Source organism: Pradoshia sp. D12, assembly GCF_008935075.1.
Taxonomy (GTDB): domain Bacteria; phylum Bacillota; class Bacilli; order Bacillales; family Pradoshiaceae; genus Pradoshia.
The window spans coordinates 1,322,474-1,348,058 of sequence record NZ_CP044545.1 but is presented as its reverse complement, the minus strand read 5'-3'; the positions used below and the strand labels follow the sequence as shown (position 1 = coordinate 1,348,058).

General features: G+C 39.6%; 25 protein-coding genes. 1 reads left to right on the top strand and 24 read right to left on the bottom strand.

The window, feature by feature from the left end:
- Positions 1-34: 34 nt before the first annotated feature.
- From plsX to F7984_RS06610, 7 genes are all read right to left on the bottom strand, one after another.
- Complete coding sequence (gene plsX, locus F7984_RS06640; protein WP_066100545.1) at positions 35-1,012, bottom strand: phosphate acyltransferase PlsX; 978 nt, start codon at positions 1,010-1,012, stop codon at positions 35-37.
- Positions 1,009-1,593 (bottom strand): transcription factor FapR, encoded by a 585-nt coding sequence (gene fapR / locus F7984_RS06635; RefSeq protein ID WP_066100552.1) that lies wholly within the window; start codon positions 1,591-1,593, stop codon positions 1,009-1,011. Before fapR ends, plsX begins: the two co-directional genes overlap by 4 nt.
- A 102-nt stretch (positions 1,594-1,695) precedes the next feature.
- Positions 1,696-3,744, bottom strand: coding sequence for an ATP-dependent DNA helicase RecG (gene recG, locus F7984_RS06630; protein WP_140461259.1), 2,049 nt, complete (start codon positions 3,742-3,744; stop codon positions 1,696-1,698).
- 1 nt (position 3,745) lies between these two features.
- Complete coding sequence (locus F7984_RS06625) at positions 3,746-4,090, bottom strand: hypothetical protein (RefSeq protein ID WP_140461258.1); 345 nt, start codon at positions 4,088-4,090, stop codon at positions 3,746-3,748.
- A 32-nt stretch (positions 4,091-4,122) separates the two neighbouring features.
- Positions 4,123-4,785 (bottom strand): L-serine ammonia-lyase, iron-sulfur-dependent subunit beta, encoded by a 663-nt coding sequence (sdaAB, locus tag F7984_RS06620; RefSeq protein ID WP_140461257.1) that lies wholly within the window; start codon positions 4,783-4,785, stop codon positions 4,123-4,125.
- 95 nt (positions 4,786-4,880) lie between these two features.
- Entirely contained in the window at positions 4,881-6,557 is a 1,677-nt protein-coding gene (locus F7984_RS06615) for a DAK2 domain-containing protein (protein ID WP_066100564.1), read from the bottom strand.
- 18 nt (positions 6,558-6,575) lie between these two features.
- Positions 6,576-6,938, bottom strand: coding sequence for an Asp23/Gls24 family envelope stress response protein (locus F7984_RS06610; RefSeq protein ID WP_066100567.1), 363 nt, complete (start codon positions 6,936-6,938; stop codon positions 6,576-6,578).
- A 244-nt stretch (positions 6,939-7,182) separates the two neighbouring features.
- On the opposite strand from F7984_RS06610, the gene rpmB reads away from it, so the two are divergent.
- On the top strand, positions 7,183-7,371 hold the full coding sequence (gene rpmB / locus F7984_RS06605) for a 50S ribosomal protein L28 (RefSeq protein WP_066100570.1): 189 nt from the start codon (positions 7,183-7,185) through the stop codon (positions 7,369-7,371).
- 212 nt (positions 7,372-7,583) lie between these two features.
- Here rpmB and spoVM read toward each other — a convergent pair whose 3' ends face one another.
- From spoVM to F7984_RS06520, 17 genes are all read right to left on the bottom strand, one after another.
- The gene (spoVM, locus tag F7984_RS06600) at positions 7,584-7,664 is read right to left on the bottom strand and encodes a stage V sporulation protein SpoVM (RefSeq protein ID WP_049671465.1); all 81 of its coding nucleotides are present in this window, start codon (positions 7,662-7,664) and stop codon (positions 7,584-7,586) included.
- Between the two features lie 73 nt (positions 7,665-7,737).
- The gene (locus tag F7984_RS06595) at positions 7,738-8,382 is read right to left on the bottom strand and encodes a thiamine diphosphokinase (protein WP_139891268.1); all 645 of its coding nucleotides are present in this window, start codon (positions 8,380-8,382) and stop codon (positions 7,738-7,740) included.
- Positions 8,383-8,630: 248 nt separating this feature from the next.
- Positions 8,631-9,278, bottom strand: coding sequence for a ribulose-phosphate 3-epimerase (gene rpe, locus F7984_RS06590; protein ID WP_139891269.1), 648 nt, complete (start codon positions 9,276-9,278; stop codon positions 8,631-8,633).
- A 2-nt stretch (positions 9,279-9,280) separates the two neighbouring features.
- Positions 9,281-10,162, bottom strand: a complete 882-nt coding sequence (rsgA, locus tag F7984_RS06585; RefSeq protein ID WP_139891270.1) for a ribosome small subunit-dependent GTPase A — start codon at positions 10,160-10,162, stop codon at positions 9,281-9,283.
- 18 nt (positions 10,163-10,180) lie between these two features.
- Positions 10,181-12,217 (bottom strand): Stk1 family PASTA domain-containing Ser/Thr kinase, encoded by a 2,037-nt coding sequence (pknB, locus tag F7984_RS06580; protein WP_066100585.1) that lies wholly within the window; start codon positions 12,215-12,217, stop codon positions 10,181-10,183.
- A gap of 5 nt (positions 12,218-12,222) precedes the next feature.
- Positions 12,223-12,975 (bottom strand): Stp1/IreP family PP2C-type Ser/Thr phosphatase, encoded by a 753-nt coding sequence (locus F7984_RS06575; protein WP_066100586.1) that lies wholly within the window; start codon positions 12,973-12,975, stop codon positions 12,223-12,225.
- A gap of 4 nt (positions 12,976-12,979) precedes the next feature.
- The gene (gene rlmN / locus F7984_RS06570; protein ID WP_140461256.1) at positions 12,980-14,065 is read right to left on the bottom strand and encodes a dual-specificity RNA methyltransferase RlmN; all 1,086 of its coding nucleotides are present in this window, start codon (positions 14,063-14,065) and stop codon (positions 12,980-12,982) included.
- A 3-nt stretch (positions 14,066-14,068) separates the two neighbouring features.
- The gene (gene rsmB / locus F7984_RS06565) at positions 14,069-15,415 is read right to left on the bottom strand and encodes a 16S rRNA (cytosine(967)-C(5))-methyltransferase RsmB (RefSeq protein ID WP_140461255.1); all 1,347 of its coding nucleotides are present in this window, start codon (positions 15,413-15,415) and stop codon (positions 14,069-14,071) included.
- Positions 15,416-15,418: 3 nt separating this feature from the next.
- Entirely contained in the window at positions 15,419-16,360 is a 942-nt protein-coding gene (gene fmt, locus F7984_RS06560; protein WP_066100596.1) for a methionyl-tRNA formyltransferase, read from the bottom strand.
- Positions 16,357-16,842 (bottom strand): peptide deformylase, encoded by a 486-nt coding sequence (gene def / locus F7984_RS06555; RefSeq protein ID WP_066100599.1) that lies wholly within the window; start codon positions 16,840-16,842, stop codon positions 16,357-16,359. Before def ends, fmt begins: the two co-directional genes overlap by 4 nt.
- A 22-nt stretch (positions 16,843-16,864) precedes the next feature.
- Positions 16,865-19,279 (bottom strand): primosomal protein N', encoded by a 2,415-nt coding sequence (gene priA, locus F7984_RS06550; RefSeq protein WP_140461254.1) that lies wholly within the window; start codon positions 19,277-19,279, stop codon positions 16,865-16,867.
- Positions 19,276-20,490 carry a bifunctional phosphopantothenoylcysteine decarboxylase/phosphopantothenate--cysteine ligase CoaBC gene (gene coaBC, locus F7984_RS06545; protein WP_140461253.1) on the bottom strand — a complete coding sequence of 405 codons (1,215 nt, stop codon included), beginning with the start codon at positions 20,488-20,490 and terminating at the stop codon, positions 19,276-19,278. Before coaBC ends, priA begins: the two co-directional genes overlap by 4 nt.
- Positions 20,491-20,668: 178 nt before the next feature.
- Positions 20,669-20,887, bottom strand: coding sequence for a DNA-directed RNA polymerase subunit omega (gene rpoZ, locus F7984_RS06540; protein ID WP_066100606.1), 219 nt, complete (start codon positions 20,885-20,887; stop codon positions 20,669-20,671).
- Between the two features lies 1 nt (position 20,888).
- Complete coding sequence (gmk, locus tag F7984_RS06535; protein WP_066102291.1) at positions 20,889-21,506, bottom strand: guanylate kinase; 618 nt, start codon at positions 21,504-21,506, stop codon at positions 20,889-20,891.
- A gap of 9 nt (positions 21,507-21,515) precedes the next feature.
- Complete coding sequence (gene remA / locus F7984_RS06530; protein ID WP_066100607.1) at positions 21,516-21,779, bottom strand: extracellular matrix/biofilm regulator RemA; 264 nt, start codon at positions 21,777-21,779, stop codon at positions 21,516-21,518.
- Between the two features lie 59 nt (positions 21,780-21,838).
- On the bottom strand, positions 21,839-22,714 hold the full coding sequence (locus tag F7984_RS06525) for a YicC/YloC family endoribonuclease (RefSeq protein ID WP_140461252.1): 876 nt from the start codon (positions 22,712-22,714) through the stop codon (positions 21,839-21,841).
- A gap of 94 nt (positions 22,715-22,808) precedes the next feature.
- The gene (locus F7984_RS06520; protein ID WP_066100611.1) at positions 22,809-25,478 is read right to left on the bottom strand and encodes a calcium-translocating P-type ATPase, SERCA-type; all 2,670 of its coding nucleotides are present in this window, start codon (positions 25,476-25,478) and stop codon (positions 22,809-22,811) included.
- Positions 25,479-25,585 lie beyond the last annotated feature (107 nt).

Here is a 25,585-nt window from a genome sequence, read left to right as displayed (position 1 = left end):
ATTCGTCCCCTTACATTCGTTCCCTTTTCTTCGTTTATTTTATTGCCTCATGAATCGTTTCTGCAACATGATGTTCTACCATGATTTTCGCCTGACGAATGGCATTATAGAATGCATTTGCATCTGAGGAACCATGTGCTTTTATGACAGGAGCTTTTAATCCAAATAGACCTGCACCACCGTATTCAGAGTAATCCAGCTTATTTTTCAGTTCTTTAAACCCTGGCTTTAAAACAGCTGCGGCCAGTTTGCTCTTTAGATCGACCATCATCGCTTCTTTTAACATTTTAAATAAAGCAGAAGCCGTACCTTCAGTTGTTTTTAAAACCATGTTTCCGGTAAACCCGTCGGTTACGACAACATCAGCTACTCCATTTAACAAATCCCGAGCTTCCACATTACCGATAAAATTAAAGTCAGCATCCTTCAATAAAGCAAATGCCTGCTTGGTAAGCTCATTTCCTTTTTTATCCTCGGTACCAATATTCAATAAACCAACTCGCGGTTTTTCAATATTGCGGACCTTCTCAGCATAAACAGACCCCATCAAGCCATATTGGTAAAGATGCTCCGGCTTCGCATCAGCATTGGCTCCCACATCCAACAGAACAAATCCTTTTCCATCAATTGTCGGTAATGTTGGGCTAAGTGCAGGTCGATCAATTCCATCAATTCTTCCAACCACAAAGAGACCTGCGGCCATTAGAGCTCCCGTATTTCCTGCTGAGATGCACGCATCGGCCTGTCCATCTTTTACATACTGAGCAGCAAGTACCATAGAGGCATTTTTCTTTCTTCGCACGGCTCTTACCGGTTCATCATCACCAGTTATAACCTCATTCGTATGGATAATGGTTATCCGTTCATCTGAAGTTAAATGCTTTTTAATTTCAGCTTCATCGCCAATAAGCATAATTTCTAGTTCCGGGAAAGAGTTAATCGCTTTTTCTGCGCCTTTCACAGACTCTTTTGGTCCGTGGTCTCCACCCATAGCATCTAATGCAATTTTCATTCTTGTTCATCCTTTTTCTCTGTAGTCGTTCGGTACATGGAAAACTCCCCTTTAAATACAAGCTCCTTACCTACATAGCTATGCACAGTAATCAGGGATCTTCCTTTATCGTTATCCACTTCAATAACTTTGGCTTTGGCAATCACACGATCGCCTTCATACACAGATTTTGTGAAGTGGATGGCAGCTTTTGCTGTTAACGCCAGTTCCTCATTAGTTACCGCAACGGCCAATGAATTGGCTTGTGCGAATAAATGATGCCCTCTGGCTATTTTATTTCTCTTAAATACATGTTCAGGTTTTATATCCAACAAGGAAATAGCACTGTTATCTAAATCAAGATCAATAATATCCCCGATTATTTCATCAACAGGTAAAGATTTAATCTCGTCTGTCATTCTTTTCTCGGCGACAGACTTTATTCTTTCTCTCAATTCCGGGATGGATAGTTCGAGGCGATCCAGACGAATCGTTTGGATACTAACCTTTAATTGTTCAGCCAATTCCTCATCGGTAATAAAAGGATTATCCTGTATCATATCCTTTAATATAGCTTGTCTATCCTTCTTGTTTCTTTTCAAAAACCTTCACCTTCCGAAGTATTATGACTAGGTACTAATAGTAGTATATAATTTAAAAAACCAGATTGCAAGAATTTTTCGGGTTATCATGCAATCTGTTAATCAATCTAATTTCTCTCCCTCTAGAACCCCAGAGCCAGCCAGATAATCTCTTAGATATTTATACTTTTCGTCAGTCCAGAATTCATTTCCGGAAATTAATTCTTCAGCATCCTTCCTGGCCGTTTCAAGCGCGCGGTAGTCATGCACCATGTCTGCTATCTTAAATTCAGGTACCCCACTCTGCTTTCTGCCAAAAAAGTCCCCTGGTCCTCTTAACTCTAAATCCTTCTCACTCAATGCGAAACCATCAGTTGTATCGCACATTGCATTCAACCGTTCAATTCCCACCTCTGTTTTTGGGTCTGCTATTAAGATACAATAGGATTGTTCTGCACCCCGTCCTACACGGCCTCTTAATTGATGAAGCTGCGACAAACCAAATCTTTCGGCATCATAAATCACCATCACAGTCGCATTAGGCACATTCACCCCCACTTCCACGACGGTCGTTGATACGAGGACTTGAATATCATTATTTCCGAAACCGCGCATGATTTCATCCTTTTCATCTGAATGGAGCTTACCATGCATAAGCCCAACAGAATATTTCGGGCTAAAATACTGTGTCATAGCCGTATGAACATCCAATACATTTTGCAAATCCAGCTTTTCTGATTCCTCAATCAGTGGACAAATCACATATGCCTGCCGTCCATTGTCCAATTCCTTGCTCATAAATGCCAGAATTCTGTCTAACATATTATGCTTGGCCCAATACGTTTCTATCTTTTTCCTTCCAGATGGCATTTGATCAATGATTGATACATCCATTTCACCAAACACCGTTATCGCAAGAGTTCTGGGAATAGGCGTAGCGGTCATGAATAATACATCGGGACTCTCCCCTTTTTCCCTCAATATACGACGTTGCTCCACACCAAACCGATGTTGTTCATCTGTAATGACAAGGCCGAGGTTTTTGAAATTAACATCCTTTTGTATTAAAGCATGTGTTCCTATTAATATATCGATTTCACCTTGTTCAAGCATCTCCATCATTTCTCTCCGGCGTTTTCCCTTCACACTCGATGTTAGCAGAGCTACATTTACACCAAAGGGCTGCAGAAGTTCAAACAGGGAATTGGCATGCTGCTCTGCCAAAATTTCAGTCGGTACCATTAAGGCGCCTTGATACCCGGCAGTCACTACAGCATAAAGAAGGATTGCTGCCACTACCGTTTTTCCAGAACCAACATCCCCCTGGAGCAGTCGATTCATACGATAAGGAGACCGTAAATCCTGCGCAATTTCATTTACGACCTTTTTTTGAGCATCTGTCAGCTCAAATGGTAAAGAAGCGATAAACTTCTTCAATTTCGTATTATCGTACATATGAGACTGTCCATTTGAATTTTCCCTTTTAACTTTCCTAAGGGCCTGCATTTTAATTTGAAACAATAAAAATTCCTCGTAGACAAATCTCCTGTGTGCATGCTTTACTTCAGCGGCGTTCTGAGGAAAATGCAAGTAACGTAAAGCAAGACCTCTTTCCGGTAATTTATATTGGGTAAGATAATGTTCAGGTAAAATTTCTACAAGATCTTCTCTATGAGCAAGATACGCATTTTTAATCCATTTGCGCAGTGATTTGACAGAGATATCACCTTTTGTATGATAAACTGGTTCAAATTCCTGTTCCCTCGCCTCTGAACCCAGTTTATATTCAGATGCCGTCAGGGTTAAACGGTTTTTATCCCATTTCCCTGTTACCGTTATCGTTTCATTCAGTTTTAATTTGTTTTTCATATAGGGTTGATTGAAGAATGTAACAGTAATAATGTGGCGTCCCGTTAAAAGCTTAACATTTAAGCGGGATTTTTTTCGTCCGAAATAGGTTAAATTTGGGGCTGATTGAATAACACCCTCAATCGTTAGACGTTCATCATGGGCTGCTTCCACGATATCTTTAATTCGAAAATCTTCATAGCGATACGGAAAATATTCAAGCAGATCTGCAACTGTATAGATGCCAAGATTATTAAGCTGTAGAGCGGATTCAGGTCCTATCCCCTTTATTGTATCTACTGATAAATCGTTTAGTCTACTCATTTTATATCCTTTGAAATCCTAAGTATTTTTCATTCATTTCTTTGCCCGTTAGTGTAGCAGCTAATCCACCTTGAGCTGTTTCATGCAATGCTATCGGCAACATTTGTCCGATGTTAACCATTGCTTTATTTCTTTCATCACAGAGGATGCTAAACCGTAAATGAGAACGAATGTCATCCCATCCTCTTTCGATAGCTTGTTCCAAAACGGCTAGAATTTGATTCATCTGCCTGATAAGCGTTTCCTTTGATATAACGATGCACTTCATTCCCTGCTGAATCATGTCAAATATCTTCTCACCTTTATTTTCAGCAAGTTTAACTAATTCGGCAACATTGCGAAACATACAGTAACCTCCTAATAAAGGGTAGTCTGCTTTTAATCTGAAACTTTTGTAACTTGTGTCACATGATTCAGCAATGAAATTTCCTCTACTATATCATCACCGATATTTTGATCGACCTCTATTGTCATTAGAGCCATTTTTCCTACATCTTTTCGCGATACTTCCATATGACCAATATTAATTTCATGCTTGGCTAGGATATTAGAAACACTTGCTATAGCTCCGAAACGATCGTCGTGTACAACTAAAATGGCCGGGTGATGGCCTGATAAGCGTAATTCAAAGCCATTCAGTTCAAGTATTTCTATTTTTCCACCGCCAATCGAAATGCCGACTAATTCCATTTCTCCGGCATCATCGCCCATTCTAATTCTGGCTGTATTTGGATGATCTGTTATAGCATCTTCTTCTACAAATGTGATTTCTATGTTCTGCTCTTTTGCTATGTCAAGAGATTGAATAAGACGTGTATCCGAAGTATCGAAATCTAATAACCCAGCCACAATGGCGACATCGGTTCCATGTCCCTTGTACGTTTTGGCAAATGAACCATAAAATGAAATAATCGCCCATTTAGGCTGTCTATTAAACAGGCTTCTCGCCACCCGTCCTATTCGTGCAGCCCCAGCCGTATGAGAACTGGAAGGGCCAACCATGATTGGGCCGATTATATCAAATCCACTTTTATATTTCATTTCTAATCCTCTCCCAGTAAAAATTAAAAAATCTTTACATACTGAAATAGAAGGGGTATCCCCCTTCTATTAATGTGATGATTTATATATGCTTTTTATTCAGCAGCAAAAATATAGGAGTACAACGGCTGTTTTCCGTTATGCACTTCAACTTCTACTTCTGGGTAGCTATCCGCACAGTATTGAACTAGACGGTCCACTTCATCCTGTGAGCTCTCTTCACCATAAAGAATCGTTAAGATTTCAGCATCATCCAGAATGTTTTCAAGCACCTGTTTAGCCGCTTCCACTCTATCCTTGTTTTTCACTTTTATCTTACCATCAATTAGGCCCATATAGTCGTTTTTCTCGATTTCAAGACCTTCAATGTTTGTGTCACGTACCGCAAACGTAACTTGTCCTGTTATAACACTCTCCAGCGCGTCTTTCATTATACCTTCATTCTCGCTTGCTGAAGCAGCAGGATTAAAGGACAACAAGGCAGTTAACCCTTGAGGTATCGTCTTACTTGGAATCACTGTAACAGCCTTTTCCATTACATCGGAAGCCTGTTCAGCTGCCATAATAATATTTTTATTATTTGGAAGGATGTATACATGATCTGCATTAACAGATTCAATTGCTTTTACGATATCTTCAGTTGAAGGGTTCATAGTTTGTCCGCCTTCAATCACCACATCTGCACCGATGCTTCTGAACAAATCAGCAATTCCTTCGCCCATAGCAATCGCTACTACACCAAAATCTTTCTTCTCTGTTTTTACAGGTGCAGTTTCTCGTAAGTCATTCGCAGTTTCATTTAAAATCGTTGAATGCTGTTCACGCATATTCTCGATTTTGATTTTAATCAAGCTGCCGTATTGTTGAGCGTAATTTAAACAGTTCCCAGGATTTTCTGCATGAACATGGACTTTTACGATATCATCATCTGCAATGACAAGCAGGGAATCACCGTACTGGCTCAAGTCATTTCTGAACTGCTCTTCATTGAAAGGATTCTCAGCAATCTTTTCAGGTTCAAAACGGACCATGAACTCTGTGCAATATCCAAATTCGATATCTTCTGTTTTCATATGTCCCTGAACATTGATATGATGCTCTGCTTTTACAAGCTCATCCATCTTAGGCATGGATTCAGGTGTTTCAGCAAGCTTTTCACCTTTTAATTCAGCCAGAAATCCTTCATAAACGAAAACTAATCCCTGACCACCACTATCTACTACGCCTACTTCTTTAAGCACTGGCAATAAATCTGGAGTACGTTTTAATGAAGCTTTAGCTTCTTTCAAAATAGCTTCCATAATTGCAATGATATTTGTTTCCGTTTCAGAAGCTGCAAGGCCTGCTTTTGATGCTTCTCTAGCAACCGTCAGGATCGTTCCTTCAACAGGTTTCATAACCGCTTTGTAGGCAGTTTCTACACCAGCTTCAAATGCCAAAGCAAATTCTTTACCATCAATGGTCGCTTTTGGCTCAATATTTTTTGCAAATCCCCTGAATAATTGGGATAAAATAACGCCTGAGTTTCCACGCGCTCCCATCAACAATCCTTTAGCTAAAGAAGAACCAACCTTACCAATATGGTCCTGTACATTATTTTTCACTTCTTTAGCACCTGATGTCATGGAAAGATTCATATTTGTTCCTGTATCACCATCAGGCACAGGAAATACGTTTAATGAATCAACTAATTTAGCGTTGGCAGACAGCCTGTTCGCACCCTGTATGACCATTTCGGCGAATCTTTTGCCGTCAATAGATGTTATAGCCACTCAAATTTCCTCCTTAAATTACGGATTCGTAACACGAACCCCTTGAACAAAGATATTAACGGATTCTACCGAAAGTCCAACAGTTTGGCTTAATGTATATTTAACCTTAGATTGAACATTATGAGCTATTTCGGAAATTTTTGTTCCGTAGCTTACAATGATATACATATCAATATGTAATTCATCTTCAACCTGTCTGACTACGACTCCTTTGGAAAAGTTCTCTTTACGCAGTATCTCACTGATTCCGTCTTTAATCTGATGTTTTGAAGCCATACCGACGATCCCGTAACAATCTACGGCTGCTCCACCAGCAATGATTGCTAATACATCATTAGAAATATCTATTTGTCCGTATTTTGTACTCATTTCAATGGACATGTTTGTTCCCCCTTTATAGTAACCATAGCTAGAATCCATTTTACTATAATCACTTTTGAATGGAAAGCCTTTATCCTTTTCCAATTAATCAAAGATAAAATAGTATGTCAAGGTTTTTTTCTTGAAAGACCCTTTCAATTGTATTGCATTATAGCGATAGGTATGTTAAATTATTAAAGTATCTTTTGAAGAGACCGACTAAAAAAGAAATGATTAATATAGGCAGTAAGGAGGGAATTGGGCTATGTCACGCAAATGTGTTATTACCGGCAGAAAAACAACTTCCGGAAACCATCGTTCTCATGCCATGAACGCTAACAAACGTACATGGAAAGCTAACGTTCAAAAAGTTCGTATTCTTGTTAACGGAAAACCGAAAAGAGTATACGTTTCTACAAGAGCGTTAAAATCTGGTAAAGTTGAACGCGTATAATAAACGAAAACAAGCATCCTTTTAAAGGATGCTTGTTTATTTTTCCCATCATAACCCCTGTTTAGTCTTGTGTTCTTGAATATTTTTATGAAAATAAAACCACCGAAGGAAAATTTTTATAATTTCCAGGACTTAGCCTAAGACAAGAAATTTTATAAAGAATTAAATTAAACATAAGAAAAACACCCTTTTACAGGGTGCCATATATTTAATTATCCTTTCTTAAAAGCTCCCAACATCGCCTTGACGATTCCTCCCAAAAAGCGGGGCAATTTAATTGTATAAAATTTCATTGTGTCCCTCCTTAGCTCTGCCCGGTTCTCATTATACATTTTCATTTATATAGTAAAAATTCCAACACATAAATCAATCTCTGCTTCTTACCACCAATAATATGCCTTTCAAAAACGAAAAAGTACCAGTTTTAAAATTTAATTCATTGCTAACCGATAATGTCCGGCCACGGTAAAGAGTGACATTTGATAATGGATATTTAAAGTTTACAAGGGTGATTCCCTCTATTTCTTCTGTTATTGGTATAAACGATATGTATTTAAACTCAGTCTCATCCAATACATAGGAACCAGGTTTAAAAAGTCTGATCTCATTGTTACGATCCACTATTCTTGTAGGAATTCCTTCTTTCATATGCTTCTCATCTGCAAGCATCATGATATTGGCCAATGTATGGTCCATTCTGCCGCCCGTTGCCCCATAAATCGTGATTCTGTCCGGCACTTGCTTATAAGCCCATTCAAGAGCTAATTCCAGGTCGGTAGCATCTTTTTCAGGAGGATACTCATAAAAGTGTTCACTGTGCTCTCGTACACGGTTGAGCTCATCCTTAGAGATTGAATCGAAATCACCAAACACACTATGTAGATGAATACCCGCCTCTAAAATTTGTAGCGAGCCCCGATCAACACCAACCCAAATCATCTCTTTGCTATTTAACTTCCTTAAATCCGGAATATATATATCAGGACCGCCTGCGACGATATTTATTTCCATAAAGTCAGCTCCTTTACTTATTTTCACAAAAAAAGGGTTATCCTCTTTTAGCGAATGGACAACCCTTTACTTTTTTATTATATGATTCTTTACTAATTCAGATACCAGATCGGTTTCCCCCTGGTATACAAATCCTGCTCACTTCTTTTATACTTACAATGATCTGGCTAATAGACTTAGAATCATTTATAGACCACATAAACTGCTCTTCTAACTGAATTTATAACAGGGAAAAAACTCACACAAAATTATTCCCCACGAATGGCAGCGATTGCTTTCTTTCTATCATCCTTATTATATATAGCCGAACCTGCCACAAGAACTGTTGCACCTTTTTCAATGCACAACTTGGCAGTTTCCTCATTTACACCGCCATCAATCTCAATTTCGATAGACAAGCCCTTTTCTTTGATCATTTTATCCACCTGCTCGATTTTATCAAGGACACTTGGAATAAAGGCTTGTCCACCAAAGCCAGGATTGACCGACATTAAGAGGACCATATCAAGATCATCCAAAATATATTCCAAAACGGCAGGTGACGTCCCTGGATTTAATACTACCCCTGCCTTAACCCCATAGGATTTAATTAATTGGATCGTACGATGCAAGTGTGTACAGGCTTCCGCATGAACTGTTATATAGTCAGCACCGGCCTTTGCAAATGCTTCAATATATTGGTCAGGATTTTCAATCATGAGATGAACATCAAGCGTTAATTTAGTGATGGGGCGTACAGAATCAACAATAAGTGGACCAATCGTTATATTAGGAACAAAATGACCATCCATAACATCGATATGAATCCAATCTGCTCCCCCTCTTTCTACATCCCGTATTTCCTCTCCCAATTTCGAAAAATCAGCTGATAATATGGATGGAGCAATTTTAACCATCGTTAATACCTCGGCTTTCTATCTTTTATTTCCTCCAGAAACTGCAAATAATGCTCGTATCTATATTTCTGGATTTCCCCAATTTCAACACCATGCTTTACAGCACATTTTGGCTCTTTTACATGCAAACAGCCTCTAAATTTGCATTCTGAGCTTCTTTCCCTGATTTCAGGGAAACAGCCTGGCAGCTCCTCTGCTTCAATTTCAGTAAATTCAAGCGAACTAAAACCAGGTGTGTCAGCTAATAACCCATCACCAAGGTCAATAAGCTCCACATGTCTTGTTGTATGCTTCCCCCTGCCCAAATGGGAGGAAATGATATTAGTTTTCAAATTAAGAGAAGGATCAAGCACATTCAACAAAGAAGACTTGCCTACTCCGGATTGTCCTGCAAATACTGAGATTTTCCCCCTCAAGAAAGGCATTAACTCTGATACTCCTGCTTCTTCCAAGGAAGACGTTAATATAACATCATAGCCAATTGCCCTGTACTGATCGGCATATTCATGAATCCTTTTTTCATCTTCAGGTTCCAGTAAATCCATTTTACTGATACAAATAATTGGAGCAATATTCTTCGATTCAACCAAAACTAAAAATCGATCCAATAAACTCGTACTGAAATCCGGTTCTGCAGCGGAAAATACGAGAATCGCTTGATCCACATTTGAAATAGGAGGACGTACCAATTCATTTTGGCGTTCTTTAATTTCCATTATATATCCATCTGTTGGATTTTCCGCTTGATAAATAACTGTATCTCCAACAAGCGGAGTTACCTTTTGTTTTCTGAAAACACCTCGGCCTCTGCATTGAATGATTTGACCTTCATCCGCTACATAATAAAAGCCGCTCAGTGCTTTAATAATTTTTCCTTCAGGCATATGTTCCCTCCTTCAAAGTTAACTATCCGAATAACTAATAACGCCCTCATCATAAACACTGTTATCCTTTATAATCTTATACCCTGCTTTTCCATCATGCGGGATAGTAAATTGCAACGTTTTTTTGACAGTTGAAGTCATTTCAAACGTTTCAACAGGTTCTGTCATATTGTTATTTAAGTCCTCAATTAGGATGGTCACGGTTTGTGGCACACCGGCTAATTCTTCATCATACGTTATGGTAACCTCTTTACTCATAACCTTAGGAGGAATTTCTTCTTCTCCTTTTGAAACTGTTACTTTGACTTCCGACCCAATCTCAACAGCAGTGCCGGCAGCCGGTTCCTGGGAAATGACTTGTCCCTCTTTAATTTTCGAACTGTACTCCTCTTTTGCGATTGTAATCTTTAACCCGGTATCAGCCTCATAATCATCCAGTGCTCTCTGGTTGTAATCCGTTAAATCTTTCAGGGTGATTTTGGCTGGGCCGCTGCTTAGCGTTAATTTCAAAATGGTTTCCGATGGGATGACCTCATCCCCTTGCCTAGGATCCTGTTCAAGTACAGTCCCTACTTCTGAATCATCATTTACCCGCTCTATCTCAATATCTTTGAATCCGAAACCCTCAATGAGTGATTTAATATCTTCATAATTCCGATCCTCATAATCGAGAACTTCTACCTGCTCTTTGCCACTGCTGAAAAATACATTAATAACTGAACCTTCCTTAACGGTATCACCTGCTTCAGGATCAGTGTTTATAACATTTCCCGCGGCGATTTCTTCATCAGGCTTTTCAACCGTCTCACCGATTTCAAAACCTTGCTCAATTAGAGTCGACAGAGCGTTTTCCAATTGTTCATCCCTTACATCAGGTACTTTAACATCCTTTGCTGCGAGCATTCCCGGCAAAAACAAGACAGCCAGAACAGCAATCAAAATTAGACTGGCTAAAATAACCCCAATTATTTTAGGCCATTTTTTCTTTTTCTTAGGCTGTTGCTTTTGCTTTTTTGTTTTATCTTTCTTTTGCTTTTGTTTTTGCTTTTTGTTTTTTAACAATCCCTTTTTACCGCTTGATTGTTCCGCTGGTTCCATCATCACGGTATCTTCGTCCAGAGTCAGGATTTTCGTCTCATCATGATTTCCAAACATTTCATCGTTTGTAATAATCGGAATCGCTTTTGTCGCGTCATCATCACTTGGGATGATAAATTTGCTTTCATTTAATCTGTCTGGATTCAAGGCCGTTTCTATGTCTTGTTCCATTTCCTCCACACTCGAATATCGGTGAAATGAATCCTTTGCGGTTGCCTTTAGGATAATATTTTCCACACTTTGAGGTATAGCTGGATTCCATCGTCTTGGAGACGGTGTCTCTGATTGCAGATGCTTCAGGGCAATCGAAACAGCAGACTCACCGGAAAAAGGCAATCGGCCTGTAAGTAATTCAAACATCACTATCCCCAAAGAATAGATATCGGACTTTTTATTCGCCATACCGCCTCTTGCTTGTTCAGGAGACAAATAATGAACCGACCCAAGAACAGAGTTCGTTTGAGTTATGGACGTTGCACTAAGAGCCATTGCAATCCCAAAGTCAGTGATTTTCACATTGCCGTCATGATCAATTAATACATTATGCGGCTTAATGTCTCTATGTACAATATGGTTCTGATGGGCATGTGTGACCGCTGATGTAATTTGTTTCATAATATCCAAGGCTTTCTCAACCGGAATTGGCGAATAGGCTTGGATATATTGCTTTAAGGTCATACCATCGACAAATTCCATCACAATATAATATATATCGCCTTCTTCTCCAACATCATAAATACTAACAATGTTTGGGTGAGTCAGGCTTGTGGCTGATTGTGCCTCCCTATGAAAGCGCCTGATAAATTCCTCATCGTTGGAAAAGTCCATACGAAGAATTTTTAATGCTACATCACGATCAAGAATCATATCTCTTGCCAGATAAACATTAGCCATACCGCCTCCGCCAATCATACGGAGGATTTTATATCTATCGCTAATTCGTTTGCCGGTCAACATATAACTCACCCTCTTTCACTTTCAAAGCTGTGCAGAAGGATTACTAGAGTTATATTATCTTCTCCTCCGTTTTCATTAGCTTTTTGAATAAATGTATCTGCAATATGGTCTAAAGAATCATTGCCTGTAATAATGGTTTCTATTTCAGTTTCAGATAGTTTATCAGAGAGGCCGTCTGAGCATAATAACAGACGGTCCCCTTCCTCAAAACTGATTGTTTTAATATCTACATCCACACTATTTTCTGTTCCAAGAGCGCGAAGGATGACATTTTTTCTAGGATGATGTGCGGCGTCTTCTTTAGATATTTGACCGGAACGGACAAGCTCATTAACCAGGGAATGGTCTTCAGTTACTTGTTTAAACCCACTATCATTCAGCAGATAACATCTCGAATCTCCAACATTCACAATGGTGGCTGATTTGTCTGTACAAACTACGCCAACTATTGTTGTCCCCATTCCTTCACATTCCTCGTGTGCCATGGAGTGCTCAAAAATTTCATGGTTAACCCTTTTAACCTGCTCCTCCAAAAACAATTCGATTGAACTTGGTGAATCAGACTGCAACTCGGTTTCCCATGCTTCTTTTAGTTTGGAAACAGCCATTTCACTTGCTACATCACCAGCTTTGTGACCACCCATTCCATCGGCAATGACAGCAAAAACCATTTGAGAATTTTCCTTGTAAAATATACCGCCCTGATCCTCATTATGGATTCTCACCTTGCCCCGGTCTGTCCTAAAAACTGCCTTCATCCCATCACCTCGTCTCTTCTTTCCTCTCTTTTGCTCTTAGTTGTCCGCAAGCCGCATCAATATCATGCCCTTGCTCTCTTCTCGTAGTAACATTAATGCCTTGATCCTTCAATGTTTTTTCAAACAGATCGATTTGCTCTCTTGGTGTCCGGACATAATCCCGTTCTGGAACATAGTTGACCGGTATTAAATTCACATGGCATTTTATATCCTTGATAAGTGCCGCAAGTTCAAGCGCATGCTCTACTTGGTCATTTTCACCACCAAAGAGACCATATTCAAATGTAATCCTTCTGCCCGTTTTATCAACATAATACTTAACAGCTTCCATTAACTGCGGAAGCTTGTAGGCTCTGTTAATAGGCATAAGCTTACTGCGAAGCTCAGTGTTTGGCGCATGCAGGGAAATCGCAAAATTAATTTGTAATTTTTCATCTGCAAATTTATATATTTTAGGAATGATTCCGCTAGTTGAAACCGTTATATGACGCGCTCCGATATTTAACCCTTTATCATGGTTAATGATTCGTAAGAATCCCATCATATTATCATAGTTATCGAATGGTTCCCCGATACCCATGATTACTACGGAACTAACACGCTCATTAGTTTCATCAAGGGCCTGCTGCACTTTTACAACCTGTGCAACAATTTCACCTGCTTCAAGATTTCGCTTTAACCCGCCCAGAGTGGATGCACAGAATGTACAGCCTATTCTGCAGCCAACCTGTGTGGTTACACAGACTGAGTTTCCATAATCATGGCGCATTAATACGGTCTCGATTGAATAACCATCCTTCAATTCAAATAAGAATTTAATCGTGCCGTCTTTTGATGTTTGCTTGATTAGTGTATTTAAAGTGGTTAATGTAAATGATTCTTCCAATTTTGTACGTAAATTTTTGGAAAGGTTCGTCATATCTTCATAAGTAGAAACCCTTTTTTCATATAACCATTCAAAAATTTGTGTTGCCCGGAATGCTTTTTCTCCGTTTTCTTCAAGCCATTCTTTCAGTTGATCTAATTGTAAGGAATATATAGATGGGAGTTGCTCCTGTTTCTTTACTTCCTTAGCTGTTGTTTGTTCCATTCCTTATGCCTTCTTTCGAATAGAAGCAATAAAAAATCCGTCGCTTCCAAAATATTGAGGTAGTACTTGCAAACTATTATCCATTATATAAGGTCTTACCGGTTCCGGCATTCTTTCCTTTAGGGTAAGATCCTTTTCAAACTCAGGATGCGCCTGTATAAACGCATCAATCACATCATTATTTTCATCATTGCCAACAGTACAAGTACTATAAACTATTGTACCGCCTTTTTTTACCAATTGGGATACTTGATGTAAAATATCAAATTGAATTTTCGCAAGCGCGCTCAAATCGTTCTCGCTTTTTGTATACTTGGCATCCGGTTTACGCTTTAACACTCCTAGTCCTGAACAAGGAGCATCCACAAGGACTTTATCAAACATCTCTGTTTCAAAAAATTCTTGAGTTTTTCTGGCATCCATTTGTTTGGTTACAATATTCGATAAACCAAGACGTTTTGCCTGCATATCAATTAATTTAGTTTTATGTGCATGAAGGTCAAGTGCGTAAATTTGCCCGGTATCGTTCATCTTTTCTGCCATATGCATGGTTTTCCCGCCTGGAGCCGCACAGCTATCAAGAATCGTATCATTTTCTTTCGGTGCTAAAGCATAAGCCACAAGCATGGAGCTCTCATCCTGAATACTAAAAAGCCCTTCTTTAAAGCTTGCTGACAAAGCCATATTACCTTTGAGGCAGCGAATTCCTTCTTCTATTAAAAGACTTGGTTCAACCATGTATCCTTCGCTTTTCAGCTTTTCCATCAATTCTTCCCTGCTGATTTTCGTCAGGTTTACTCTGCCGGTTTGAACAGGAGCGTGCAAGTTCTCCTCACACATTTCCTTGGTTTTAGCCACTCCAAATTCCTCTGCCCACTTTCTTACAAGCCATAATGGATGGCTTGTTGAGACTGAGATTTTTTCCAGGGGATCTTTTATGTCATCCAATGATGGAACTCCATCACGTTGGATAGACCTCAGTACACCATTAACCAATGAGGCAATTCCGCGATGGCCGCGTTTTTTTGCAATTTCCACTGCTTCATGGATAGCAGCCCGATCAGGAACCCGATCAAGATAAAACATTTGAAAAACTGTCATTTCAATGAGCAATAACACCCAGGATTGAAGCTTTTTAGGGTTTTTGATAAACGGTTTAACATAGTATTCCAATGTCATTTTCCGTTGTATCGTTCCATACGTCAGCTCGGTCAACAACCCTACATCCTGTGGGGAGAGTTCATTTTCTTTTATGGCATGGTTTAATGATAGATTACTGTATGCCTGGCTTTTTTCGACAGACACCAGAATATCAAGCGCAACTTCTCTTACATTCTTTTTTTGTGGCATTCTTTATTCTCCCAATTTCATTCCTGTTGATATGATTGCAGTACCTCGGAGCATCTGTTCAGCAGTCATTCTCTTTTTACCAGCTAGTTGTAAATCAGTAATTTTGATTGCTGTATCATTTCCTGTCTTCACAACGAAACCATCTTTTTCGATATCAAGCACTTCACCGGCACTACCTTGCTTGGCGGTCTTCACTTTTTCGCCCCACCAAACCTTTAAAACTGTTCCATTTAACAAAGTATAGGCTACAGGCCATGGATGTAAACCGCGGATATGGTTATAAACCTCTTCTCCGCCTTGTGCCCAATCGATTAATTCCTGTTCTCTTTTAATATTGAAAGCGAAGGTAGCATCTTCCTCATTTTGTTTAATTGGAGTGATTTCTCCATTCAATAATTTTGGAATGGTCTCAGAAACCAGTTGTGCACCAGCTTTACTCAATTTATCATGTAAACTGCCTGTATGGTCAGTTTCCTCAATTGGAACTTCTACTTTTGACAGCATGTCACCTGCATCCAGCTTTTCTACCATGTACATAATGGTTACACCTGTTTTTTCTTTCCCTTGCATGATTGCATAGTGAATAGGTGCACCACCACGTAATTCAGGCAGTAAGGAGGCATGAACGTTTATACAACCATACTTTGGAGCCTCTAATAAACGATTCGGCAGGATTTGTCCAAATGCCGCGGTAACAATTAAGTCTGGATTTAAAGCAAGTACCTTGTCAACTTCTGAATCCACACGAATTTTTTCTGGCTGGAGAACTGGAATACCATGTTTCTCGGCTGTCACCTTTACAGGAGGTGGTGTCAAAATGCGTTTCCGTCCAACCGGACGGTCAGGCTGGGTTACGACACCAACGATTTCATATCCATCATTTATTAAACGTTCTAATACACCGACAGAAAAATCAGGTGTTCCCATAAATATTATTCTAGTCATTCTACTTCATACCCTTCTAACTCTTCTTCACTTATATAACGCACAACTTTTGAAGTAAATAAGATTCCTTCCAAATGATCCATTTCATGTTGAATAGCTCTGGCCAAGTAATCCTCAGCTTCTAAAATATACGTTCGTCCCTGACGATCCTGTGCTTGTATCTTAACATATGCAGGTCGTTCAACCTCTCCATACAGATTGGGAAAACTTAAACAGCCCTCCACATCACGATCCTTACCCTTCGTGGAAAGAATTGTCGGATTAATTAATTCAAATGTTCCAGACTCATCATCTACATCAACAATCGCTACTCTAATATTTTTGCCGATTTGCGGCGCAGCCAATCCCACGCCATCCGCGTCTATCATTGTGTCGTACATATCATCAAGTAACTTCGCTAATTTACGATCAAAAACTTCAACCTTTTTACAGGGAGTTTCAAGAATTTTATCCGGATGTTTTACTATAGGTAATACTGCCACTTATTCTTTTCCGCCTTTCTATTTACATCATAATGAACGGATTGACATCAATCGATAATTGTAACCCTGATTGGGTGGCATTACGTCCATATGTTTCATTCAATTTTTTTAAAATTGTACTTAGATTAGGTTCCCGCTTGTATTTTATCAGACATTGGTACCTATATCTATTGTTGATTCGAGACATTGGGGAAGCAGATGGTCCAAATACAACCGTTTCCGGCCCTACCTGCCGCTTAATAAATGCTGCTATTTTCTCGGCTGCTTCCACCGTTTTCATCACATCTTCATGAGAAATTGTTAAAAGCGCGATATAATAATAGGGAGGATAGTCATTTTGTTTCCGTAAGAACATCTCTCTCATAAAGAAACCGTCATAATCCTGCTCTGATGCCAGTTGAATGCTGTAATGTTCAGGAGTATAGGTTTGAATTACCACTTCGCCTGGCAATTCATGTCTTCCGGCACGCCCACTGACCTGCGTTAGTAGCTGAAAGGTACGTTCTGATGAGCGGAAGTCAGGTAAGTGCAGCATTGTATCTGCAGTAAGAACCCCTACCAAAGTCACTCTTGGAAAGTCGAGGCCTTTGGCAATCATCTGCGTACCAAGAAGAATATCTGCTTGTCCATCTTCGAATTTTTTCAGCAACGCTTCATGTGCTCCTTTGCGTCTGGTTGTATCCACATCCATTCGAATGACTCTGGCATGCGGCAGCAATTTCCCCAGCTCTTCCTCAACCTTTTGAGTTCCTGTACCAAAAAAACGGATATGGTCACTGCCGCAGTCAGGACAAACCTCTGGAACCCGTTCTTCAAGACCGCAATAATGGCATTTCATAAGCGCTTGAACACGATGATATGTCATTGATATATCACAATTTGGACATGTAACTACTAGTCCGCAGTTTCGGCACATCACAAAGGATGAATGTCCTCTTTTATTTAACAAGAGAACAGTCTGTTCCCCTTTGTCTACACGATCCTTCAGCTTTTCAAATAATAGGCCGGAGAACATCGAGCGGTTTCCCCCTCTCATTTCATCCCTCATATCAACGACTGAAACAGCTGGTAAAGCCTGATCGTTTACTCTGCTATTTAATGTTAACAACGTATATACACCTTTTTTCGCTCTTGCAAAACTCTCCAGAGACGGTGTAGCACTGCCGAGGACAACCGGACAATTGTGATAGGCCGCCCGTTTAAGTGCTACATCGCGTGCATGATAACGAGGTGTTTCTTCCTGTTTATAACTACCCTCATGCTCCTCATCAATAATAATCAGACCTAAATTAGTAAACGGTGCAAATACAGCGGAACGGGCACCAACTACAACCTTAACTTCTCCGCGTTGTATTTTGCGCCATTCATCATATTTTTCACCATGAGACAGGCCGCTATGTAATACGGCTACCAAATCTCCAAATCGTCGCTTAAATCTAGTCACCATCATGGGTGTTAAAGAAATTTCGGGCACCAAAACAATGGCTTCCTTCCCTTTATCTACGATTTGCTTGATGGATTGTAAATAGATTTCCGTTTTGCCGCTTCCCGTTACACCATACAATAGGAAATTTTCATTTCGATTTTCCTTTATAGCTAACTTAATCGGATTAATAGCTGCCTGTTGGTTATCTGTTAACTTCAGGCATTGATCCTTTGTAAATTGGCCTTCCGCATATGGATTACGATATTCCTCTTTCTCAGTAATCTGAACGATTCCTTTTGAAACAAGAGGTTTGATGGCAGAGGAACTGTTAATATTCGTTTCTTCCAGCACTTTTGCCAGCAATTGCTCTCCAGGATGTTCTACAAGATAGGATACTAGTTTTTTCTGATTGCTGGCATTCGCATTTAAGTGGTCTAATTGTTCAAGCAACTCGTTCCTTGTTAGCAATGACGCTATATATTTTTGCTTTTTTATTTTTGTTTTATCAGATACCTGAACAGTAATTTCAAGATTTCCATTGTCAATTTCAGTCTTTATACAGGACAAAAGCTCGTCATTTTGAATCTTAATCCAGCTGACGGCTTCCGCTTTACTGAACAAATACTGGATTTGTATTGGGAGATCATTTGTCTGCTTACCTGGAGCAAGCCGGATTTGTTTTTCATACTTTGCTTTCAATGCTGCTGGAAGCATTGCCTGGAATGCTGATATTTTAAAACACATCGTCTCATCCGCGAGCCAATGTCCTACATCCAATAATTCTTTATTTAGCGCTGGTTCAATATCTAATAAACTGCTGATTGATTTTAAGCCCTTTACTTCTGTATGCTCCTTTATTCTTACGACGAAGCCAAGCAACTTCCTTGGACCAAAAGGAACTGTCACTCGCATTCCCTCACGAATAATGCCGGCCCATTTTTCCGGGATTTTATAATCGAATGGACGGTCCGTTTGCTGGGCCGGTACATCTACGATTACTTCTGCTATCATAAAGAGTGATCCTCATTTACTTGCAGTGATTCTATTTCTTTCAATATTTCTTTGGCAACTTCAGCTTTACTTAGTAAAGGAAGTTCTCTGAAACTGCCATCCTTTTTATATAAGGTAACAATATTGGTATCCGTTCCGAACCCGGCACCTTCATGGGTCACATTATTAGCGACAATCATATCAGCATTTTTCTTAACCAGCTTTTTCTTTGCATACTCATCCAAATCATTCGTTTCAGCTGCAAAACCTATCAAGATTTGGTTTGTTTTTCTCTTACCAACCTCTCGGAGAATATCCTTTGTACGAGTCAGTTCAAGCGTACTGTCGCCTGCTTGTTTCTTCACCTTTTGATTCTCATAAACAGCTGGTTTATAATCAGCTACAGCAGCTGTACCAATAATAATATGCTGCTTATCCATTACATCCATTACCGCTTCATACATTTCGGAAGCACTTTCTACTTTAATTACTTTGACACCTGCAGGAGCGTCCAATGACACCGGGCCTGACACCAATGTAACCTCAGCTCCCATGCTTCTTGCCACCTCCGCTAAAGCATATCCCATTTTACCGCTCGAAAAATTGGATATATAACGTACCGGGTCGATTCGTTCACGGGTTGGACCAGCTGTAATCAGGACTTTTCTGCCACTTAATGATTTCTTTTCTTCAGCAAAAAAATCTTCTAAATTAGCAACAATTGTTTCGGGTTCTTCCAGCCTTCCCTTACCAACATACCCACAGGCTAAATAGCCTTCTGAAGGCTCCATAAATAAATAGCCATCTTCCCGTAGCTGCGCCATATTTCGCTGTACAGCTTTATGGTGATACATATGGACATTCATAGCCGGGGCAATCATAACAGGCGCCGTTGCTGCCAGCAAGGTAGTAGAAATCATATCATCGGCAATTCCATTTGCCAATTTCCCTATAATATTGGCTGTAGCAGGTGCAACCAGAATGACATCCGCCCAGTCAGCGAGCTCAATATGTGCGATTTTACCAGGGATTTTCTCGTCGAATGTATCTATATAAACATCGTTTTTGGATAAAGCCTGAAAAGTTAACGGCATCACGAATTTAGTTGCTGATTCACTCATTATTACCTTTACTTGCGCACCGGCCTGAACAAGTTTACTTGTTAAGGCGGCCGATTTGTATACAGCAATACCTCCTGTTACACAAACAAGTATCTTCTTATTATCAAGCATCTAATCACTCCATAACTGGTATTCTTGAGAATTCCTTTATATACATCTTTTATATCATATATTATCTATTAAATTTGCACTAATATGTTTTACTATAATTCGAAAACATATCATCAGCCAGCAAAAAAAAACAACCTTATTATCAATCGTAAGGTTGTTTTTTCGAAAGCATTGCCTATTAAAAGTCTTGACGACCTTCAGTTACCACTCGATACGTTAAGTCACCAGAATGGATTTCCTCAAGCGCTTTTCCAACATATTTATGAGATACCGGCTTTGCAATTTTTGTGCTTTCTCCAGATTCCTGCATATAACGTGCACGTTTAGCTGCAACGGATACCAAAGAATATTTAGAATCAATTTTTGTCAATAGTGAGTCAATAGATGGGTATAACATATTATTTATCATCCTCCAATAATTTTTTGTATCTTTTTTCTACTCGTTCACGGCGTAGATGTTCAGCCACCACGATTGCATTGATGCGCTCGCACGCATGCTCTACACGATCATTTTCAACTACATAATCGTAAAGATTCATCATTTCGATTTCTTCCCGAGCCGCTTTCATTCGGTTACGGATTAACTCATCTGTTTCCGTGCCTCTTGTTACGATTCGATTTTCAAGCTCCTTAAGGCTTGGCGGAGCAAGGAAAATAAATAAACCGTCAGGAAACTTCTCACGAACCTGACGCGCTCCTTGTACTTCTATTTCAAGAAATACATCCTTGCCTTCATTTAACGTTTGGCGAACGTATTCAATTGGTGTGCCATAATAATTTCCCACATATTCAGCATGCTCCAAAAGTTCATCATTGGCAATCATATCTTCAAATTGTTCCTTTGATTTAAAGAAATAATCCACCCCATCAACTTCTCCCTCACGAGGTTTTCTGGAAGTTGCTGAAATTGAATATTGAAAATCAACATCCGGCTGAGAAAAAATCGCCTTTCTGACTGTACCTTTCCCCACTCCAGATGGACCTGATAAAACTATTAATAACCCTTTTTCCTCCAAAACAATCACCTATCCTTCCAACACGCTCTCATCACGGTCATGTAACCTCGCAGCCACGGTCTCCGGCTGTACCGCTGAAAGAACCACATGGTCACTATCGGTTATAATCACTGCGCGTGTTCTTCTTCCATATGTAGCATCTATAAGCGAACCCTTGTCCCTGGCATCCTGAATAATCCTTTTAATAGGTGCAGATTCAGGACTTACAATGGTAACAATGCGATTAGCAGAAACTATATTCCCAAATCCAATATTAATCAACTTTATGGACATTGAAGCAGCCTCCATCCCTCTTACCTAGTGTATGCTTGTATGTACTGTCATAAACTGTATTATTCTACATTTTGAACCTGTTCCTTCATTTTCTCAAGAATTGTTTTCATCTCGACAACTTTTCTTGCAATTATTGCATCGTTTGCTTTAGAGCCGATTGTATTTGTTTCCCGATTCATCTCCTGGATGAGAAAATCAAGCTTTCTTCCAATCGGACCGCTTGCCTCCAATGATTCTAGAAATTGTGCAATATGGCTTTTCAACCTTGAAACTTCTTCATGTATGTCTGCTTTATCTGTAAATAAAGCTACTTCTGTTAACAGCCTGTTTGGATCAAAGATATCTCCAACTGCTTCTTCAAGCTTTTGTTTGAGCCGGCTGCTATATTGCTTAACAACTTCCGGTGCACGCTCCCTGACATCCTCAACCTCTGCATCAATTTTTTTAATATGCTCAGTTAAATCGCTCTTTAGGAACTCACCTTCTGTTTCCCGCATATTTGACAAGCGAGAAGCAGCTTTTTCTACCGTACCAAGCAGCATTTTCTCAAGATCGGCATTAACTTCTTCCTTCTCATCAATAGAGATAATATGTTCGAGATGAAGCAAATCAGTCATCTCCGGTTCTGCAAACGCACTGTACTTATTATTGAATTCAGTAGATATATTCATGAATTGGTCAATTAAATCCCAATTAGGTGTCATCGTTCTTTTAACGGTTCCTTCACCCTGAAGGCTGATAAATACTTCTATTCTACCTCTATGCAGCTTTTGCTGAATAATCTTTTTAATCCTGTCTTCATACATGAGCAGTTGACGAGGTGATCGGATACTGCATTCAAAAAAACGATGATTCACACTTTTCATCTCAATGGTTATGGATAAAGAATCGTTTTCTGTCTTCGCTCTTCCATACCCTGTCATGCTTAAAATCATCCGGCCCCAGCTCCAATCAGTAACATTATACACGCTAATATAAAATAAAAAGGTAATAGAGCTCACTCTACTACCTTAAAAATTATATCACAATTTATTTAGATTTACTTACATAAAATGTACCCGCCAATAAAAAAGTTGGAATAGACGCCATTCCGACAATTAATAGCCAATCACGAGGGGCAATCGGCACCGTATGGAAAACGGTTTGTAAAGGTGGATAGTACAAGGCAATCAGCATAAGAATTAAAGAAGAAACGACTGCCCATACAAGATACATATTGCCAAATGGGTTTCTTGAAAAGATTGATTTTTCACTTCTGCAGTCAAATACATGGATTAATTGTGCAAGAACCAAAGTTACAAAGGCTACGGTCTGAGCATATTGTAAATTATCAGGGTTTGATTTATATACAGTTATAAACGCGAGCAATGTGGCGATACCAATCAAGAATCCTCTTGATATGATTTTCCACCCCAATCCCCTAGCGAATACGCCTTCTTTTGGATGACGCGGACCCCGCTTCATCACATTTTCTTCAGGTTGATCGAGTCCCAGTGCCATAGCCGGCAATCCATCGGTAACCAGGTTTACCCATAAAATCTGGATTGGCAATAAAGGCAAGGGCAATCCTATGACCATCGCAAATAGCATAACTAAAATCTCTCCTACATTTGATGCTAATAAATAGCGTACGAATTTACGAATATTTTCGTAAATATTTCTGCCTTCTCTTATGGCCGATTTTATGGTTGCAAAATTATCGTCCAATAAAATTAAAGAAGATGTTTCTTTGGCCACATCTGTACCGGATATACCCATCGCTATTCCAATATCTGCAGCCTTTATAGCAGGTGCATCATTCACTCCGTCTCCTGTCATAGCCACTATATGTCCTACTCGTTGAAAGGCACTGACTATTTTTAATTTATGCTCTGGTGAAACACGGGCAAAAACAGTCGTCTCATCAACGATATTTTCCAAATCATCCACAGACATCGCATCTAAATCTTTACCGGTCAGCACACGGTCTCCTTCGCGGAATATCTCCAATTGTTTACCGATAGCCTTTGCTGTTATTAAGTGATCGCCGGTTATCATCACCGTTTTAATACCGGCATCGCGACATTCCAGCACCGCTTTCCTTACTTCTGGACGCGGTGGATCCATCATTCCTTCAAGGCCAAGGAATATCAATTCATTTTCAGCATCCGTTTGGTCAAGAATTGCTTGATTGGCTGGTACACTTTTGTAGGCAACCGCAATTGTCCTTAATGCTTGTTCAGCCATATGTTCAGTTGTATTCCCTATGGACTCACGAAGTTGCTCGTCCATATGCTGCACTCTTCCATTGGACATAACCGTTGTACATTTCCCAAGTAAAACATCAGGTGCCCCTTTAGTAATGACAAATTGCCTTCCGTTATGATCCTTTACCAATACACTCATTAATTTACGTTCTGATTCAAAAGGAAACTCCTTTAAAATCTTATACTTTTCGAATAAAAGCTGGCGGTCAATTCCCTTCTTCATAGCGGCAACAAGCATAGCTCCTTCAGTCGGATCCCCATCTATATAATACTTTTTCTTTTTAAGCTTAAGCTCAGAGTTGTTACAGAGGATACCATAGGTTAGCAATTGCTTCAGCTCTGTATCATCCTGATGACCGCTCACACATTCAAACTTACCGGTTGGATCAAACCCCTTCCCAGACACTGACCACTGCTGCCCTGAAACCCAAACCTTAGTCACCATCATCTTATTCTCAGTCATCGTCCCTGTTTTATCAGAACAAATGACTGATGCACAGCCCAATGTTTCTACAGCAGGCAGTTTCCTTACGATTGCTTTCTGTCGAATCATTCGCTGGACTCCCAGGGATAAGGCTACCGTAACAATAGCCGGTAAACCTTCCGGAATAGCAGCTACGGCTAAAGATACTCCCGCAAGAACCATAGTGTATAAGTTATTTCCTTGTAAAACACCAATTCCTACAACCAATAAAGTCAGCAGTAATGCAACAACAATGAGTATCTTTCCCAGTTGTTCCAGGCGAAGCTGCAAAGGTGTCTGTTGCGTATTGGCATTTTGCAGCAGATCTGCGATTTGGCCCATTGCCGTTTTCATTCCTGTCGCAACAACTATACCCTCACCTGACCCACGTGTTACCATCGTTCCCATAAATGCCATATTAACCTGATCGCCGATTCCGTCTTGCCCATCTCTTTTTGGTTCTTCCGTTTTAGCAACAGGGAGCGATTCACCTGTCAATGCAGATTCTTCTATTTCAAGATTATACTGCTGGAAAATCCTCATATCTGCACCAATACGGTCGCCACTTGAAAACTTTACTATATCTCCCGGAACACATTCTTTAGCCGGAATTTTCGACCATAACCCATCACGTAATACAATCATTTGAGGTGCAGCCATTTCCTTTAAAGCCGACAGCGATTTTTCTGCTTTCCTTTCCTGAAAGAACCCTAATAAACCATTAATCAATACGATCATGATAATGGCAATTGCATCAATATACTCTCCCAGCAAACCTGAAACGAGAGTAGCCGCAAGCAGGATAAGGACCATAAAATCTTTAAACTGCTGAAAAAACAGAATTAAAGCAGATTGCTTTTCTCCTTCTGCTAATTCATTTTCTCCGTATTGGTTTAACCTTTTTTTTGCTTCCTGATGACTTAACCCTTTTTTTGTATGTACTCCAAAAGCGGATTGTAGCTTTTCTTTGTCCATTTCTGCAAGTTTCATGTGACGGATACAACCTCCTTAACAATCCGAATAACTTTCTTTGGTACATGTTTATTCAGAGTTGTCCTAAAAAATGCTATACTTGTTTGAATGGAGATTTATAATTC

Excerpts from the sequence above, each read along its gene's own strand:
- F7984_RS06595 (WP_139891268.1), bottom strand. The coding sequence starts at position 8,382 with ATGGAAATAAATATCGTCGCAGGCGGTCCTGATATATATATTCCGGAT.
- rsgA (WP_139891270.1), bottom strand. The coding sequence starts at position 10,162 with ATGCCTGAAGGAAAAATTATTAAAGCACTGAGCGGCTTTTATTATGTA.
- priA (WP_140461254.1), bottom strand. The coding sequence starts at position 19,279 with ATGATAGCAGAAGTAATCGTAGATGTACCGGCCCAGCAAACGGACCGT.
- F7984_RS06625 (WP_140461258.1), bottom strand. The coding sequence starts at position 4,090 with ATGTTTCGCAATGTTGCCGAATTAGTTAAACTTGCTGAAAATAAAGGT.
- F7984_RS06525 (WP_140461252.1), bottom strand. The coding sequence starts at position 22,714 with ATGATTTTAAGCATGACAGGGTATGGAAGAGCGAAGACAGAAAACGAT.
- rpmB (WP_066100570.1), top strand. The coding sequence starts at position 7,183 with ATGTCACGCAAATGTGTTATTACCGGCAGAAAAACAACTTCCGGAAAC.
- rlmN (WP_140461256.1), bottom strand. The coding sequence starts at position 14,065 with ATGGAACAAACAACAGCTAAGGAAGTAAAGAAACAGGAGCAACTCCCA.
- recG (WP_140461259.1), bottom strand. The coding sequence starts at position 3,744 with ATGAGTAGACTAAACGATTTATCAGTAGATACAATAAAGGGGATAGGA.
- rpoZ (WP_066100606.1), bottom strand. The coding sequence starts at position 20,887 with ATGTTATACCCATCTATTGACTCACTATTGACAAAAATTGATTCTAAA.
- remA (WP_066100607.1), bottom strand. The coding sequence starts at position 21,779 with ATGTCCATAAAGTTGATTAATATTGGATTTGGGAATATAGTTTCTGCT.
- pknB (WP_066100585.1), bottom strand. The coding sequence starts at position 12,217 with ATGTTGACCGGCAAACGAATTAGCGATAGATATAAAATCCTCCGTATG.
- coaBC (WP_140461253.1), bottom strand. The coding sequence starts at position 20,490 with ATGCTTGATAATAAGAAGATACTTGTTTGTGTAACAGGAGGTATTGCT.
- F7984_RS06575 (WP_066100586.1), bottom strand. The coding sequence starts at position 12,975 with ATGAAGGCAGTTTTTAGGACAGACCGGGGCAAGGTGAGAATCCATAAT.
- plsX (WP_066100545.1), bottom strand. The coding sequence starts at position 1,012 with ATGAAAATTGCATTAGATGCTATGGGTGGAGACCACGGACCAAAAGAG.
- fmt (WP_066100596.1), bottom strand. The coding sequence starts at position 16,360 with ATGACTAGAATAATATTTATGGGAACACCTGATTTTTCTGTCGGTGTA.
- spoVM (WP_049671465.1), bottom strand. The coding sequence starts at position 7,664 with ATGAAATTTTATACAATTAAATTGCCCCGCTTTTTGGGAGGAATCGTC.
- F7984_RS06520 (WP_066100611.1), bottom strand. The coding sequence starts at position 25,478 with ATGAAACTTGCAGAAATGGACAAAGAAAAGCTACAATCCGCTTTTGGA.
- sdaAB (WP_140461257.1), bottom strand. The coding sequence starts at position 4,785 with ATGAAATATAAAAGTGGATTTGATATAATCGGCCCAATCATGGTTGGC.
- rsmB (WP_140461255.1), bottom strand. The coding sequence starts at position 15,415 with ATGCCACAAAAAAAGAATGTAAGAGAAGTTGCGCTTGATATTCTGGTG.
- rpe (WP_139891269.1), bottom strand. The coding sequence starts at position 9,278 with ATGGTTAAAATTGCTCCATCCATATTATCAGCTGATTTTTCGAAATTG.
- F7984_RS06610 (WP_066100567.1), bottom strand. The coding sequence starts at position 6,938 with ATGTCCATTGAAATGAGTACAAAATACGGACAAATAGATATTTCTAAT.